Below are 16,247 nucleotides of genomic sequence, written 5' to 3' on the forward strand. Positions count from 1 at the left end.
CATTATTGCACAGCAGTATCGGGATAGATAGCTTTGAAAGAGATTATTCCCATTCCCCACTATTAAAGTATCCAGTTATGAGAGGCAATGTTTTTTCAACAGCTTATATGCTGTCCAACCTTGTAGCAGTACTCATCGTCTACCTGTGCATACTGAAACCTGTTATTGGCAGAATGACCATGTCATTGCTTTTTATCGCGGCTGCTGTCGTAAACACGGTCATATCAATATCTCATCCGCAGATCTATATGACCTATGCAGATGTCGCTGCCATCCCGGCATATGTGCAGTTTATCAATGAATACTTCAGTCGTCACATCACCTTATATGTGCTGACGATAGCAGCGGGGCAGTTCCTTATCGGCACCTTTCTGGTCTGGAAAGGCCCCGTGGAAAAACTGGCACTCACGGGTGCGATCATCTTCCTGTTAGCGATTGCACCGCTGGGTGCCGGCGCATCGTTCCCCTGTACGTTACTGCTTGCACTGGGATGCGCACTGTTGCTGAAGGAAAAAAATATTCAGCCATGGCCGCTGACCCTGTTACATTTTACCACTGAACGTAAAAGAACTATATCATGACTACGGTGATTCCAAATACCCAACTTCCACGCACACGCGTGGCATTCTGCGAGATCTATCATAAGATGGCAGCCTGCTATCGCTATATGGGACGGTCAGCTATGGCCAGGTCATATGAAGAGATGGCGGTGAAGGCCGCCCGTATCACGAATGATGGTAACGGTATGATCTCATTGTCAGGGATACGACAACTGCCCGATCCGGGGGACAAGCCGGATATGCTGACAAGAGACCTGATCGAGTTTGAGACTTCCGGTACGCTGAAGCGATATGTACGCCTGTTACAACGGGTGCCTGCCGCATTACTGGGGTTGCTTGACGTGAAGAGTATCAGCGCTTCGCTGGTGCGGAAACTGCACGAGGAACTCGATATTTCCACTGTTGATCAGCTGAAAGCCGTTATTCTCTCTGGTGAGTTAAAGCGGGTCAGGGGCTTTAGCCAGGCAAAGATCGGATTACTGAAGAGAAGTCTGAAACTGTATAAGACATCCGGCTCCCGTCTGCTGTTATGGGATGCCATCTTACAGGGAAATGAACTGCTACGGGTGGTGAGACTGATCCCTGAAGTGGAAGAAGCGTCTTTAACAGGTAGTCTGCGCAGGGGAGGAGAGACGGTCGGAGACATTGATATGGTTGTCAGTGTAGCGCTGACCGACCGGCCCGCGTTCCTGAAGCATGTGCTGGAAATCCCCCAGATCAGGGAAGTGGTGGTGGCCTGCTGGAATATGGTTTCTGTCGTGTTGTATAATAACACCCAGGTAGATATACGGGTGGCTGATGAATATTCTTATGGCGCAGCTCTCATGTATTATACCGGTTCGCTTCGTCATCTGGCCATGCTGAACGAGCGTGCAGAAAAGAAAGGTATGCATCTTTCTGCTATGGGGCTGTTCAATGACTCCGGCGCATGGGTGGCCGGCGATACGGAAGATAGTATTTTCAAAAAACTGGCGCTGTCATATATACCACCGGAACTGCGGGAGGGGGGCAGAGAAGTATTCCGGGCGGGCAGAGAGCTGTTACCTGACCTGGTGACCTTCAGTCATATCAACGGAGATATGCGTGTGCAGACAAATTTCGGTCATGGTGAAGAGTCGCTGGAGACGATCGCTCATTATGTCATCAACGCTTTCCCGCATTACGAATATGTGGTAGTGTCAGATGAATTATCTGCAGATGCCTATCCCGGACAGTTTGAATACATCGACCGTGTCAACGAAACGATTGGATTCTCCTATATCAAAAAAGGGATCGTGGTTCAAATGAACAATCATGGCGCTTTAGATATCTCAGATGACCTGCTGCGGCAGGCCGACTGGGTAACGGCTATTATCACTGACCGTCATCCTGCCCACTATCGAAAACAGTTTATCATGGCTTGTGATCATCCGTTGATCAATTGCATCGCCAACCCCGCTGGAAGAGTCATCGGCGTGTATGAAGATAGTGTACAGAACTGGGACCAGTTGTTCAGGAATGCTGTTCGTACCGGTACTGCGCTGGAGTTGAACGCCCAGCCGCAGCATCTCGATCTGTCAGACAGGCTGCTGAAAGGAGCAACAGAGAAAGGTGTAAAGATCGTTATCAACAGTTGTGCGCAGATATGCAGTCACTATGACTATATGCAGATGGGCGTGATCATGGCCCGGCGTGGATGGTGCAGTAAAGCGCATATCCTGAATACAGGGCACTGGGATGATGTACAACGCTTTAAAAAACAGCATTCGATGATGCACAAATCTTATAGTCATGAGAAAGATATTACTGATTTTTAATGGAAAGTCTGCTGCTAACCTGCTGAGCTTTGGATGTTATATAGCTGGTGTTGTTAAAGGCCGGTTGCTGGGCCTCTTTCCGGAAGAGATAGAGTATGATGAAAGTCCCAGACGGATAGTTACAAGTACTGCGTCACAAAGTGGGATAACGGATATTGGACCGGCTGTTGAAACGAATCACACGAATGATATACAGGCTGACATCCGTCGTTTTCAGCAGATGTGTGAGAGAAAAGGGATACACGCATCCGTACATAACGGTTCGCGTTTTACGATAGCTGACCTGGCGGATGAGAGTCGTTTCGCGGACCTGATCATCGTCGATGCCACTCCGCGGAAGGGATTTCTGACAGAATCTGTACACGAGAGGATTGTGAAAGAACTGGTTTCCGCTGCTGAGTGTCCTGTCATTATTGCACCGGCATCTTTTGAACCGGTGGAGGAAGTGGTATTCTGGTACAACCGGAGTGCTTCCGCCGCATTTGCCATGAAGGAGTTTGCTTACATATTTTCCTTTTCTGACGATATAAAGGCTACGGTGGCGCTCACGCTGAACGATGGTGACGATGACACCGGCGATACACATGCTGTGAGGGAGTGGCTGAGCCGTTATTACGAATATGGAGACGTGGTTATCCTGAAGGAACACCAGGAAAAAACACTGTTTGACTACCTGCTACGTAAAAAGAAGGTGCTGGTCGTCACCGGTGCCCATGGCAGAGCCGCCCTACGCCGGTTCTTTCAGCATAGTCAGACGGACCTGCAGTTAAAAACATTGCCTTTCCCCCTATTGATCACTCATCACTGAATAAAACATGTGCTATGAAAAAGATACTTTATGTCACAGATGTACTCAGGCTCGATGTGGCTACACTGGATTTCGCCTGTTATCTGTGTAATCTTTCCCGTTCGAAGCTGGTCGGTATTTTCCTGGAAAACATCGAGGGGGAGGCCCGGTCATCTAAAGCGATAAAAGAGGTCGCTATGGAAAGCGGTATCAGTTTGCAGACTGATAATCCACAGGAGGTCAAGGAGCGTTGTACGGCCGAGCATATACAGTTGTTTAAGGATGCCTGTATGCAGCGGGGAGTAACAGGGCTGGTGCACCGGGATAAGGGCGCTCCGCTCGAAGATATCATTGTTGAAAGCCGGTATGCGGATGTATTACTGATAGATGCTTCCACCTCTTTTTCCGCTGAGAAGGAAAGTGTGCCTACCCGTTTTGTTACAGAGGTGCTGGCAGATGCAGAATGTCCGGTAGTAGTATTACCGGAGCGCTTTGAAGGCCTGAACAAAATTGTGTTCACGTATGACGGCCGTAGTTCGTCCGTCTTTGCCATCAAGCAGTTCACCTATTTGTTTCCTGAACTGAAAGACCATTCCGTAGTTGTCATTACCATTATGGAAGGCAAAAAACCCGCTCCGGAAGAACGCTACAAGCTGAAAGAATGGCTGCATGATCACTATACGGATATTGATTTTATTGTCATGGATGGCAATGTGAAGACAGGATTGCTGGACAGCCTGCTGCTCCGCACGAAGGATTTTATCGTCATGGGCGCATATGGCAGAAATGCATTCTCTACGCTGTTCGCGCCGAGCCATGCCGCACCCGTACTGAAGCTGGTAGCACAGCCTGTATTTATTGCACACCACTGATCAATGCTGATAACATGAAAAAGATAGTAGCGGCCTTTGATGGCCTTAAATTTTCAGAGAGCACACTGGCGTATGCTGTTGCGATAGCAAGAGACCATAATGCACATCTGGTAGGTGTATTTCTGAACGACATGACTTATTTCAGCCGCAGCCCATACCGCGTGATGGCTGATGCGGAGAATTCCTACCGTAACCTGGAGACGCTGGAGGAAGAAGATGCCGGCACACGGAGACAGGCAGTTGATAAGTTCAGCGCAGCCTGTAGTGCAGCCGCCCTGAACTTTTCTGTGCATAAGGATAAATACATTGCACTACAGGAGCTATTGCATGAAAGTGTATATGCGGATCTGGTAGTGATCGATGCTGCGGAGACACTGAACCGTTATGCGGATGCGCCACCTGCACATTTTATGCGTGATTTTCTTGCAGATGCCCATTGTCCGGTACTGGTGGTACCACGTACGTACGTGCCAGTCAGGTCATCGGTGCTGCTCTATGATGGTGAACCATCCTCCGTATATGCCGTAAAGATGTTTAGTTACCTGTTGCCTGTACAGAGCGCATTGCCAGCAGAAGTGATCACGATCAGGGAGTCTGACGAGAATCTTCATCTCCCTGATAATGCCCTGATGAAGGAGTTCATGAAGCGCCATCATAACAAAGCTGTTTATACCGTAGCGAGAGGTGATGCGGATGAGGAAATTCCGGCCCGTCTGCGTATGAATGATGCCAGTACACTCGTAGTGCTGGGCGCATACAGAAGAAGCGCTGTTTCCAGATTTTTCAGGGAAAGTATGGCCGATAGACTGATCAGGGAATTGAAATGGCCATTGTTCATTGCTCATCAATAATTAACGATTGTGTTATGGAAAACTTTGTAAGGCATTTTTCAGCCATCACGATGAAAGACGTAGCGACCGTAGGCGGAAAGAGCGCCTCCCTGGGTGAGATGACGCATCACCTGGCGCCGATGGGGATCAATATACCGGATGGATTCGCAACCACCGCATTTGCATACTGGACATTCCTGGATTATAATAATCTGTGGGAGCCTCTTACCCAGCTGATGAGAGAGCTGGACCGGCGGAACTTCAGTAATCTCAGGGAAACGGGTGCTGCTGCCAGGAAGATGATCCTGCGGGGAGAGATACCGGCAATACTGGTAAAGGCCGTAAAAGATGCCTATGTGGGCATGTGTGTGAACGAGCCGGCCGCTGTGGCAGTAAGAAGCAGCGCAACTGCCGAAGACATGCCTTACGCCAGTTTCGCGGGGCAACATGAGTCTTTCCTGAATGTCAGGGGAGAAGACGCGGTCATTGATGCGCTGCTGCATTGTTATGCATCCCTGTACACTGACCGGGCCATCAAGTACCGGGAAGATAACGGTATCATTCATGAAAAGGTAGCCCTGTGTACCTGTATCCAGCAAATGGTCAGAGCCGATCTTGCCTGCTCAGGTGTGGGGTTTACGCTGGATCCGGAATCGGGGTTCAGGAATGTGGTGCATCTTTCCGGCAGCTGGGGACTGGGAGAGAACGTGGTGCAGGGCACGGTAGATCCTGATGAATTCTATGTTTTTAAGCCGGCACTCAGCTGGGGTAAACAGGCGATTGTAAGCAAAAAGACAGGCCGCAAACAATTTACCATGATCTACGCGGAAGGTGCTGACAGGACCGTGAATATTGATACACCCGAACAACAGCAGGTGCGGCAGGTACTGACGGATAAGGAGATCGCGCAGCTGGCCGCCTGGGGTGTGCTGATCGAAACCCATTATAAATGCCCGATGGATTTTGAATGGGCGAAAGATGGCATTGATGGTAAATTGTTTATCGTGCAGGCCCGTCCGGAGACCGTGCATTCCCGGAAGACTGCTGAGAAATCATATGAATATCATCTCAAAAAAAAGGGGAAGGTACTGGCAGAAGGCCAGGCAGTGGGGGCGATGATCGCCACGGGTATAGCAAGGGTTTTACAATCACCGGCCGAAGGGCATCAGCTGGCGGAAGGTGAAATTATTATTGCGCGCACGACCACACCCGACTGGGACCCGCTTTTGCGAAAGGCCGCCGCTATCGTGACAGATGCGGGTGGTCGTACCAGTCATGCTGCTATTGTAGCCAGGGAGCAACATGTTCCGGCTATTGTAGGCTGTGTCAACGCGACTGCCGAAATAAGAACAGGGATGCAGATCACTGTCTGCTGTGCTGAAGGGAAGACGGGTATTGTTTACGAAGGTGCGTTACCCTATGAAACAACTACAGTCGATTTTACTGATATGGAGACACCTGCGCATGTCAGCCCGATGCTGATCATGAGTGATCCCGGACAGGCATTCAAACTGTCGGCCTATCCTGTGGCAGGGGTAGGTTTATTGAGAATGGAGTTTATGATCACGCATACGATCGGTATTCACCCCATGGCCCTGATCAGGTATCCCGACCTGCCCGATGAGTCAGTTAGAACACAGATTGACAAACTGACAGCGGGTTATCCGGATAAAGCACAATTCTTTGTGGACAGACTTGCGCAGGGAATTGGCACGATAGCCGCCGCCTTTCATCCAAGAGAAGTGATCCTCAGAATGAGTGATTTTAAGACAAATGAGTATGCGCAACTACTGGGAGGCCAGCAATTTGAAGTGGCTGAAGAAAATCCTATGCTGGGCTTCCGGGGAGCTTCCCGTTACTATCATCCAGCCTACCGGCCTGCGTTTGCATTGGAGTGTGCCGCCGTACGCCGTGTGCGGGAAGACATGGGGCTGACGAATGTGAAGGTAATGATCCCATTCTGTCGCACCGTGGAAGAGGGAAAAAAGGTACTGGCAGTAATGCAGGAATGTGGGTTAAAGAGAGGCGACAACGGACTGGAAGTATACGTGATGGCGGAGATACCTTCCAACGTGCTGCTGGCAGAAAAGTTCGCCGGTATTTTCGATGGGTTTTCCATCGGTTCAAATGATCTTACACAGCTGACACTCGGAATAGACCGGGATGCGGCGATGGTCGCAGGGCTTTTCAACGAGGAAGATCCGGCGGTGGAAGTGATGCTGAAGCACGTCATTAAAAAGGCAAATAAGATGAAACGGCATATCGGACTGTGTGGTCAGGCTGCAAGCGACCTGCCTGCTTTTGCCGGTCTGTTGGTGAGAAGCGGTATCAATAGTATTTCTTTCAATCCGGACGCGGCGCTGAAAGGTATTCATAACATCGTTGAAGCGGAGCAGCGTCTCAGCAAAGACCTGCTGTTGCTCTGACAAATAGCTGATCCCGGGGCGAGTTGTTTAATTGGAGAGATCTGCAAGTTTCCGGGCGTTCGTGACATAAATGAAACCTTCTTTGATATCGAGGAGTTTCTCATTTCTGAAGTCGCCTACTGTTCTTATCAGGGACTCCTTGGCAACGCCGGCAACGGCTGCCAGGTTTTCCCTGCTGATGTCAATACCGAATCCATCTATGCCGGAAGGGTTATATTTTCTGCAGACGCTGAGGATCGCGTCTGCTACTTTCTTACGCAATGAATTATAGGCAATGCCCAGGAGCAGTGTTTCCTTCTCTGCAATATTATTGGCAAGTAATTTAATAAAGCGCTGCACTACCTGTGGGTTTGAGCCTGTCAGCTCGTCGAAGTCCTTCCGGGGTATAATGGCGAGTTCCGTATCGTCCATTGTTTCGGCATTTTCTTTATAGGTCGTATCTTCCAGCAGCGGCGCATAACCAAAGAAGTCGCCGGTGCTGTAGAGGCCTGTTATGAGTTCTTTTCCTTCATCATTTCTTTTATAGGCTTTCACTTTTCCCTTAATGATATAAAACAGGCAGGACGGATGATTGCCTTCCTGGTACACGCACTGTTTCTTTTTGTGCTTCATGATATTGCGACCTTCTTTCAGGGCGCTAATGGACTGCTCTGCAGATACCATATTGAGCAGGGAGTCTACGCCGTTAATGCCCTGCAGAGAGGTTTCTTTCAGGGTGGCTGCTTTTTTCAGTCTGCTTTCTATGGAATTGAGTAATTCTACCGGGTCAAAGGGCTTGGTGATGTAATCGTCTGCTCCCATGTCCATTCCTTTCCGGATATCGGACCGTTCTGTCCGCGCGGTAAGAAAGATGAAAGGGACCGTTCTGAGGTCCGGCTTTTTGCCAATCAGGTGCAGGACCCCGAATCCATCCAGTCCCGGCATGGTCAGATCGCAGATAATTAGTTCGGGTTTGTGCGCTTCCGCCAGTTGCACTCCGGATTTCCCATCCGCAGCGGTCAGTACTTTATAGTTGGCAAGCTCCAGTATCTCAGCGGTGTTCTCCCTTACGTCAGCATTATCCTCGATGAGTAAAATCGTAGTCATGTGCTTTTTTTTAACGGATGTTATATGGAGTATTAATATAATGTAGCGTTGTTGCAGTGCGGCTTATATGACGTGTTATTCAAATATACGTAAAAAAGTGAAAATTTTGAATAATTGTGCCAGATCATCATTTACTGCCAGGACAGTGATGACGATCACTATAATGCTTGAGGAACATCATTTGTTGTTTTTTATCCGGGGAGTAATTTAGTACTGTTAAATATTCATTTTACCAGCAATAAAAACAAGGAGGTAATTATGTCTACGAATTTAGCAAAAACAAGCCCACTGTTCCCCGCATTTTTTGACGATATGTTTAAACCCTGGAAAGATCTTTTTGATACCAATGGTGGCCGCTCATGGACAGCGACCGTACCCGCCGTCAATGTAACGGAAGAGAAGGATGCCTTTAAGCTGTCACTGGCCGCTCCGGGTATGCGCAAAGAAGACTTCAATGTGGATGTGGAGGGAGATATGCTCACTATCAGTGCTGAAAAGGAAGAAAAGAAGGAATCCAGCGACGAGAAGGTGAGCAGGGAGGAATATAATTACTCCAGCTTTAGCCGTAGTTTCCGTCTTCCTGAGACGGTAAAGCGGGATAGTATTGGCGCCCTCTATCAGGATGGCGTGTTGAAAGTCACGCTGCCTAAAAAAGAAGAGGCCCGTAAAAACGGAGAGACAAAGAAAATTGATGTGCATTGACTGTTTATCCGCCGGAATTCTTTCCGGAGGTGTTTTCATCATAGAAAAAAGATAGCGATTACGGTCGCTATCTTTTTTATTTATACCTAAAAACCCGGAATTATGGATGAGTGATGAACAGCGGACCTTTCATTTTCTTCAGGATATTATCGGCACTGCTATCATCAAAGAAGCGGGACAGTTTGCTTCTTCCATATGCGCCAAAAGTGCTGATATAGTCTGACTTGTTTTCGAGGTAGGCCGCCAGTATATCGTCCGCAGGACCGGAAAAGATCTTGAACTCTACCTTATTACTGTAGCCTGCAAGATATTCTCTCAGCAGGTCCTCGTGCGGCATGGTACTATGTCCTTTTTCACATACATACACAACGCTGCAGTCCTTTGCTACCAGTGCAGGGAAGATGGCCGTAAATGCCCTGATGGCATACATGGATGAATAGGTGCCGTTATAGGAGAACACAACCCCTTTGGGGACGGTGAGGCTATCGGGGATGACCAGTACCGGACACTGGGCTGCCGCCAGCATGTCTTTAACAAAGCTCGTAGGATTGGTGTCAAAGAGAAATGGGAAGGAGGTGTCTTTACTTACCAGCAGCAGGTCGGCGAAACGGCTTTCAAGGATGGTCTCTTCTGCCGCTGATCCGGAATCGTTCCGTATGGTACAGGTGATATTCCGTTCCCTGCAGATGTTGGTCAGTGTGGCGGTATTTTCCCTGATGATCTTTTTCTTTTCTTCAGCAGCCTTTATCACAATTTCATAGGTATGGGCAGGCACACCTTCTGCGAAGTCCGGCGCCATCAGCTGGTTGAGGCTATTGATATCTTCCAGCATGATGATCGTTAGTTTGCTTCTGAACATGCCGGATACATATTCAATGGCATCCAGCTGTTCTTCTTTAAAGTTTACAGCATCAATAACAGCTAATATCTTTTTCATAACATATAGATTTTGTATACTTATATATCACAAAGCTATTGTCCTGCCGGCTCAATCCCAATGATAGCGGCAGGAAGAAAGGTAGTTGTTGTTATCTGTTCGTATGACGTTGATCATGCCCATTTTATAAAGGGCATGTCAGTATGGTAGAGAAGAAAGTGATTCTTTGCATAGAGCCGGAAGGTATAATTATACTCTCCGCTGAGCCGGAGCGGAATGTCGGCAGCGAGCGTCAGTTCCTGTCCATGCTGGCAGCAGGCCAGTAATTCCTGTTTGAAGAAACGCGCCTGGCTGCCATGTTTAGGCGTAAAGAGTACTTCTGCTCCGATGTCATCTACAGTAAGCGATCCTATGTCAGCCACGACGGAAACGGGCATTTTGCCGCCTGCTGTTGCGGTGAATGGTACGCTTTTATCCTGGCCTACATTGACGATGTGGACGTTGTCCCAGCAGTCGCGGACCTTTTCCTTCCATACGGCGAGCGACCTGGCACACGCGTAGTTATTGTTCCTCATGATCAGTCCGCGTTCTGCCAGTTTTTTGTAATACTGGCCGTACTGCTCCATCATACGGTTCATGCACAGCGCCTGACCCGAAAGCGCGATACCATTTTTTATTTTCTGTACCCACTCAGATGGGATACCTTTTTCATTGCGCCTGAAAAATAGCGGAATGATCTCATGATACAGCATACTATATACCTGTGCAGCATCTATCTCGTTCTGCTTTTCTTCTTCTTTGTAGAGGTATTCATATGTCAATGCCCAGCCGGATGCTGCATCATAATGTTCTGCCCACCATCCATCAGGTGTACTGAACTGGAGTACGCCGTTCATCAGTGCTTTCATGCCACTGGTGCCACATGCTTCCCTGTTCCTCACGGGCAGATTTAACCAGAGATCTGTGCCCTGCACAAGTAGCCGCGAGATGTCGAGGTCATAGTCTTCCAGGAAAAGGATATGCGGATTTTCTGTATGGTTGATCACCTGTTGCAGCATGTTCAGACCGGCTGCATCATCCGGGTGTGCTTTACCAGAAAAAAGGAACACAACCGGCCGTTGGTCATCGAGTATTTTTTTAAGTTGTTCCCAGTGGTGAAATAGTAATGTAGACCTTTTATACGGTGTAAACCTGCGCGCAAATCCGATAAACATCGTATCAGGCTGAAGCAGTGCCATAACACCCGCTACTTTTTCAGGGGAGGAATGGTGTTGTGCCAGTTGTTTCATTAGCAGCTGTCTGATGGCTGCAATATTCCTCTTCTTTATCTGTTGCCTGACAGACCAGACCTTTTCTTCTGGGATGTGCTGGATATGTTCCCAGTCACCTTTGCCCGTCGTCATATCAATACCGCATCCGGCAAGAATAGTTTTCCATTCCGGTGCTAACCAGGAGGGAAGATGTATACCGTTAGTGACATAACTGACAGGCAGTTCTGCCGTTTGGTAGTCAGGCCATACTGACTGGAGTAATTTACCGGAAACGTCGCGGTGTTTACGGCTGACGGCATTGATCTCCTGTGCTGTTCTGGCCGCGAGATAAAACATGGAAAAGTCTTCCTGTGGCTGTCGTGTATCTTTGCTGCCAAGCGCCATGAACTCCTGCCAGCTGATATAACAGGAAGCTGTCAGACTGGAAAAGTAGGGGCGTAGCATCGTTTCGGGAAAGGAATCCATTGCTGCCGGAACAGATGTATGTGTGGTGAACAGCTGTGATGCTTTCACCACTTCATAGGCACTTTCCAGTGAGAGCTGGTGCTGTAGTATGAGTTGTGCTATACGTTCTATGGCCATGAATCCGGCATGGCCTTCGTTACAATGGTAGACATCAGTGGTCACACCTAAAGCGGTCAGCAGCCTGATACCACCCATTCCAAGAATGATCTCCTGTTGTAACCGGAGTTCTTTATCTGACGGATAGAGCCTTGAGGTGATCTGCCTGTCGGCGGCTGTATTTTTTGATACATCTGTATCGATCAGGTACAGGGGTACTTTTCCAATCTGCATTTTCCATACCTGCGCGTAGACTGTTCGCCCGGGAAAACTGAAGTGCAGGAACAGCTGATCGCCTTTCGCATCTCTCACCTGTTCAAACGGGAGATGGGAGGGATCGAGGTGTTCCGGGGAGGCGATCTGTTTTCCGTCATCGGAAAATTGCTGCCGGAAGTACCCATGGCGATAGAACAGCCCGATACCGATACATCGTACGCCCATGTCACTGGCGGTCTTGAGGAAATCTCCCGCCAGTACGCCCAGCCCGCCCGAATAGATCCTGCAGGCTGCATGGATGGCGTACTCCATGCAGAAATAGGCGACATTGGGGCCGTCCTGTTGTGGCGTATGCATATACAGATCGAAGGCCTTTTCCTGTTGCCGCATATCGTTCAGGAAATCATGGTTCCGGGTCAGTGCATCCAGTTGCTCATAGCTCAGGTTGTGTAGCATCCGGAGGGGATCTTCCCGGCATTGTTCCCACAGCATTGGATCAATTTGCTGAAACAGTGCACCGGCGTCGGAATGCCAGCTCCACCAGAGGTTTTTACTGAGTCTTAACAACGGTGCAAGCGCTGATGGAAAGGACGCTGAGATATTGATTTCATGCCATGTGGCGCTGGCGTTGTTATTCGTCTGTATTTGCAGAGGGGTGGCCTGTGGCTTGTCATGGTACAGTCCTTCCCGCTTCCTGCTTTTATGCAGGGCAAAGTTGTAGGCTTCCAGGTATTTTTCCAGCAATGTTTCCCAGCGGAAATGAGCGGCGATCATGCCGGCATTTTCACGCAGGTCGTTGACCATAGCCGGTGATCGTTGCAGGAATGACATGATATGCGCTGAAATATTCAATGCTGTATCGTGCACATTACTGCGGTCCAGGATAGTGATCGCCATCCTGGTTTCGGCAGGCAGTTCGCTGGCGGCCTGTCCGAATCCGGAAAGGGAAGTGGTCAGTGCAGGAACGTGAAAGGCGAGTGATTCGAGGGGGGGGTAGCCCCATGGCTCATAGCAGGAAGGGAATATGGCAAGGTCAAAACCGGGCAGCAATTCGTAGTAGCTGAGATTGAAAATACCGTCGTTACCGTTCAGGTAAACGGGCGCATAGATCACTTTTACCCGGTCATCTGGTGTATTGTTCAGTTGTTTTTCCTGCAGGCTCCTGAAGATAGCATCTTTATCAGGTGCATAGAGGTAATGGGTCAGGAGGTGATCTCCGAAACCTGGTACAGCATGTTCGTTGATATGCCCGGTATTGGCAGCAGGGATGAAGATAAAGGCGATCACCGTCCGCGGCAGTGTCTGCGTTTTTAACGCTGCCAGTGCCTCAATGAAGACATCTATTCCCTTATTATGGAATTCATATCGTCCGCTTTTTAAGACCAGCAGACAGTCATCCGGCAATGTTTGCTGCATGACACGACCAGCGGCCGTTAGGAGCGTGCGCCGCGCTGTGTGCCGTTGTTGTTCCAGGTTGGTAGCCAGTGCCAGGTCAAATCCATTGGGTGTTATAAAGTCCGGATATCTTCCCAGAAAGGATTTGCACTCTCTGGCGGTGGTTTCGCTGACGCAGGTAAAACAGTCAGCGATGGATGCGGCTGACTGTTCCAGGGAATGTTTGGAGGTCACATTATAGCTGGCAGCTACGGAAGCGGGGCTACCGTGGCCAGATAGCGGCTGTCCGGCACCTGACAGTGTTCTTCCCAGTACCGTGGCGTGTGTCGTAAATATGGTCGCTATCTGCGGTGCATGCTCTTCCAGGTAGAGGATGCCTGTGCCGGTCATCCATTCATGGAACTGGGCGACGATATGCTCACTGGCATTTATATGTGGCTGGTACAGGCTTTCGATGATCTGCCCTGCGGCATAGCCGAAAAGGGCCGGGTCAATGTAGTCCCACTGGCCAGACAGGGAATCCAGGCGATAGGTATTCCAGAGGTGTGCCAGTATATCGTCTTTACTGGGATATAAACTGGTAAAATCAACGAGGATGACCAGCGGTGTTCCGGGAATATTCCAGCGGCCTGTTTTGATCCTCCAGCCTTCGGCGGCCATCTTGTCCCGCCATACCGGAAAGAGGGATCTGTCTTCTGTAAAAGAAGCCGCCTGTCCATTCCCGTTCAGTAGGTCCGGACCGATAAGTATATAACGATCCTTCAGGTTTTCCTGGAGGATGCCGGCTTTTGTGCTCACAACGGTATGGATGCCTCCGACCTTGTTACATACTTCCCAGCTTATTTCGAACAGGTGATCCGGGGTCAGGTATTCGTTTCCGGCTGTGTCCATGTCAGTGATGTTTCATGTTGGTGATGAATAGTAATATTGACGGATGGTTTGTATTTAAACCCGGAAATTAATTCGCCCATTCTCAGCAGTTCCGCGACACTCCATGCCTGGGCAACTGCTCCACGGGCGGTATGAGGAAAGTCGCCGTCAAATATTTCCGCGATGGTGTTCAGGCAATACTCATCGAGCGCATAGGTAAATCCGTCATAGATCTTCTCAAGGAATGGCAAGGCCACTGGTCCGTCTGTCTTGAGCAGGGCTTCTGTAAAGTGCCCCAGTAACCATGGCCAGACGGTACCCTGATGGTAAGCCCTGTCCCTGGATACCTGATCTCCTGTATAGGAAGCGATATAGGATGGGTCGGACGGCGCCAGTGTTCTCAATCCTCTGGTAGTGAGAAGGTCCATCCTGATCCTGTTTATAACATCGCGTCGTTGTGATGGTGACAGCGGGGAGAAAGGCAGTGATACTGCGAACAACTGGTTGGGTCTTACGGACCAGTCCTTGTTGTCAGCAAATACACAGTCGGCGAGATATCTTTTTTCGTTGCTCCAGAATGCATTGGCGAAGGATTGGGCAATTTCCTCCGGATATGATTCCCAGGTATCTGTGAAGGAAGCGTCCTTTGCATAGAAGGCCACTTTCAGGCAGAAACACACCGCATTGTACCATAATGCGTTAATTTCGACTGCCTTGCCGTTACGTGGTGTGACGGGCGATCCGTGCACGATGGCGTCCATCCAGGTAAGTGCAGTATTCGTTGTGCCGGCTATGATCAGCCTATCAGCATCCATGTGTATGTTATAAAGGGTGCCGTCTCTGTAGGCCGACAGCATGTCCGTCAGGATCTGCCCGTATTCATGCCAGATCTCTTTCCAGGAATGTGTCCTTTCTGCATATTGCTGCAGGGCCCATATTAACCACAGCGATGCGTCTGCCGTATTGTACAGGGCATTGTCACAATAGCCATTGTTGGGTAGGAGCCCTTTTCTGATCTGCGTAGTATAGCTGTTCATTATTTCTTTGAACAGGTGCGTCTTTCCGGTGGCCAGGGTTAGTCCGGGCAGTGAGATGCAGGCGTCTCGTCCCCAGCTGTTAAACCAGTAGTATCCAGCTTTGACCTTACCGTTGGCGATGAATTGTTCCGCAGCCTGCAGCAGATGTTCTTTTAATGTATATGGCCTGGCCACTGTGTTGTGTAACTGGCTGAAACGCTTACGGATGACGGACATAGACTGGACCTGAAAGCCGGCAGAGAAGACCACTGTCTTTCCGGGGGAGAGCGTCATATCAAAAAAGCCGGGTGAGTAAAGGTCTTCGCGGAATTCATATCCACGGTCCTGTTCGCGGGGATATTCAATATTAAAATACCAGTATCCCTCCGGCTGAAACTTTCCGTCCGTGGTTTGCATAAAGAGTTTACTATAGCCCTCATATAGCTTCATGCCGATGCCTTTGGAGACGCGGTTAACCTGTATGTCGGCTACTGTATTGGCGTGCGTAAGACAGTGCATATTCCTGAAAGCCAGCATGGGTCTTAACTGCAATCTTAGTGGTGTTGTTCCGGCAAGGTGTGTATAGCGGATCATCAATGCGCCGTTTTTGTCCATCAGCAGTTCCTTCAGGATAGTATTATCCTGAATCTGGTACCACCATTGAGGAAGAGGGTTTGCGGCAAATGCGACCAGGTTAGGTTGCGCCTGCGGGGTTGCACCTGCATAGTAATGAAAGTATAATGGGTGTGTGTTGTTTTCGTATATGATGGTTTCATCCAGTGAAGATAGCAGTACATAGTTATCTCCGTCCGCGAAAGCCTGCGGCGCTACCATCAGTCCATGATATTTCCTGGTGTTGCATCCGGAAATGGTACTCGCAGCCCATGCGCCTGAAGGAGCAGCAACCAGGTATTCCCTGGTTGCTGAGAAGTTCAGGTCCTGCATGAGTGGCGCATGAAAGCAATCGTAAATCATACAAACA

The 16,247-nt window shown here is 49.2% G+C and carries 11 protein-coding genes; 7 read left to right on the forward strand and 4 right to left on the reverse strand.

The window, feature by feature from the left end:
• Nucleotides 1-77: 77 nt before the first annotated feature.
• Genes GWR21_RS00645 through ppsA form a run of 6 tightly spaced genes read left to right on the forward strand, consistent with a single transcriptional unit; the run spans nucleotide 78 to nucleotide 7,271 of the window.
• A complete protein-coding gene (locus tag GWR21_RS00645; RefSeq protein ID WP_162329858.1) occupies nucleotides 78-581 on the forward strand; it encodes a hypothetical protein in 504 nt (167 codons plus the stop codon).
• A complete protein-coding gene (locus GWR21_RS00650) occupies nucleotides 578-2,356 on the forward strand; it encodes a hypothetical protein (RefSeq protein ID WP_162329859.1) in 1,779 nt (592 codons plus the stop codon). Before GWR21_RS00645 ends, GWR21_RS00650 begins: the two co-directional genes overlap by 4 nt.
• Entirely contained in the window at nucleotides 2,331-3,164 is an 834-nt protein-coding gene (locus GWR21_RS00655) for a universal stress protein (RefSeq protein WP_162329860.1), read from the forward strand. Before GWR21_RS00650 ends, GWR21_RS00655 begins: the two co-directional genes overlap by 26 nt.
• A gap of 14 nt (nucleotides 3,165-3,178) precedes the next feature.
• Nucleotides 3,179-4,015 carry a universal stress protein gene (locus GWR21_RS00660; protein ID WP_162329861.1) on the forward strand — a complete coding sequence of 279 codons (837 nt, stop codon included), beginning with the start codon at nucleotides 3,179-3,181 and terminating at the stop codon, nucleotides 4,013-4,015.
• A gap of 14 nt (nucleotides 4,016-4,029) precedes the next feature.
• Nucleotides 4,030-4,866 carry a universal stress protein gene (locus GWR21_RS00665; protein WP_162329862.1) on the forward strand — a complete coding sequence of 279 codons (837 nt, stop codon included), beginning with the start codon at nucleotides 4,030-4,032 and terminating at the stop codon, nucleotides 4,864-4,866.
• A gap of 14 nt (nucleotides 4,867-4,880) precedes the next feature.
• Complete coding sequence (ppsA, locus tag GWR21_RS00670; protein WP_162329863.1) at nucleotides 4,881-7,271, forward strand: phosphoenolpyruvate synthase; 2,391 nt, start codon at nucleotides 4,881-4,883, stop codon at nucleotides 7,269-7,271.
• A gap of 27 nt (nucleotides 7,272-7,298) precedes the next feature.
• On the opposite strand, the gene GWR21_RS00675 is transcribed toward ppsA, so the two are convergent.
• Nucleotides 7,299-8,357, reverse strand: a complete 1,059-nt coding sequence (locus tag GWR21_RS00675) for a response regulator (protein WP_162329864.1) — start codon at nucleotides 8,355-8,357, stop codon at nucleotides 7,299-7,301.
• Between the two features lie 258 nt (nucleotides 8,358-8,615).
• Here GWR21_RS00675 and GWR21_RS00680 point away from each other — a divergent pair, with 258 nt between their 5' ends.
• A complete protein-coding gene (locus GWR21_RS00680; RefSeq protein WP_162329865.1) occupies nucleotides 8,616-9,059 on the forward strand; it encodes an Hsp20/alpha crystallin family protein in 444 nt (147 codons plus the stop codon).
• 100 nt (nucleotides 9,060-9,159) lie between these two features.
• Here GWR21_RS00680 and GWR21_RS00685 read toward each other — a convergent pair whose 3' ends face one another.
• The 3 genes from GWR21_RS00685 to GWR21_RS00695 all read right to left on the reverse strand — a co-directional run bounded on the left by GWR21_RS00685 (nucleotide 9,160) and on the right by GWR21_RS00695 (nucleotide 16,240).
• Nucleotides 9,160-9,996 carry a hypothetical protein gene (locus GWR21_RS00685; protein WP_162329866.1) on the reverse strand — a complete coding sequence of 279 codons (837 nt, stop codon included), beginning with the start codon at nucleotides 9,994-9,996 and terminating at the stop codon, nucleotides 9,160-9,162.
• 113 nt (nucleotides 9,997-10,109) lie between these two features.
• The gene (glgP, locus tag GWR21_RS00690; protein WP_162329867.1) at nucleotides 10,110-14,270 is read right to left on the reverse strand and encodes an alpha-glucan family phosphorylase; all 4,161 of its coding nucleotides are present in this window, start codon (nucleotides 14,268-14,270) and stop codon (nucleotides 10,110-10,112) included.
• Nucleotides 14,243-16,240: an amylo-alpha-1,6-glucosidase gene (locus tag GWR21_RS00695; RefSeq protein ID WP_162329868.1), complete on the reverse strand. Its 1,998-nt coding sequence runs from the start codon at nucleotides 16,238-16,240 to the stop codon at nucleotides 14,243-14,245. The genes glgP and GWR21_RS00695 overlap by 28 nt, the downstream gene beginning before the upstream one ends.
• Nucleotides 16,241-16,247: the final 7 nt, after the last annotated feature.

Source organism: Chitinophaga agri, from assembly GCF_010093065.1.
Classification (GTDB): Bacteria; Bacteroidota; Bacteroidia; order Chitinophagales; family Chitinophagaceae; genus Chitinophaga; species Chitinophaga agri.

What these genes read in the sequence shown, in the direction of transcription:
- GWR21_RS00645 (WP_162329858.1), top strand. Translation starts at nt 78, where the DNA reads ATGAGAGGCAATGTTTTTTCAACAGCTTATATGCTGTCCAACCTTGTA.
- GWR21_RS00650 (WP_162329859.1), top strand. Translation starts at nt 578, where the DNA reads ATGACTACGGTGATTCCAAATACCCAACTTCCACGCACACGCGTGGCA.
- GWR21_RS00655 (WP_162329860.1), top strand. Translation starts at nt 2,331, where the DNA reads ATGAGAAAGATATTACTGATTTTTAATGGAAAGTCTGCTGCTAACCTG.
- GWR21_RS00660 (WP_162329861.1), top strand. Translation starts at nt 3,179, where the DNA reads ATGAAAAAGATACTTTATGTCACAGATGTACTCAGGCTCGATGTGGCT.
- GWR21_RS00665 (WP_162329862.1), top strand. Translation starts at nt 4,030, where the DNA reads ATGAAAAAGATAGTAGCGGCCTTTGATGGCCTTAAATTTTCAGAGAGC.
- ppsA (WP_162329863.1), top strand. Translation starts at nt 4,881, where the DNA reads ATGGAAAACTTTGTAAGGCATTTTTCAGCCATCACGATGAAAGACGTA.
- GWR21_RS00675 (WP_162329864.1), bottom strand. Translation starts at nt 8,357, where the DNA reads ATGACTACGATTTTACTCATCGAGGATAATGCTGACGTAAGGGAGAAC.
- GWR21_RS00680 (WP_162329865.1), top strand. Translation starts at nt 8,616, where the DNA reads ATGTCTACGAATTTAGCAAAAACAAGCCCACTGTTCCCCGCATTTTTT.
- GWR21_RS00685 (WP_162329866.1), bottom strand. Translation starts at nt 9,996, where the DNA reads ATGAAAAAGATATTAGCTGTTATTGATGCTGTAAACTTTAAAGAAGAA.
- glgP (WP_162329867.1), bottom strand. Translation starts at nt 14,270, where the DNA reads ATGGACACAGCCGGAAACGAATACCTGACCCCGGATCACCTGTTCGAA.
- GWR21_RS00695 (WP_162329868.1), bottom strand. Translation starts at nt 16,240, where the DNA reads ATGATTTACGATTGCTTTCATGCGCCACTCATGCAGGACCTGAACTTC.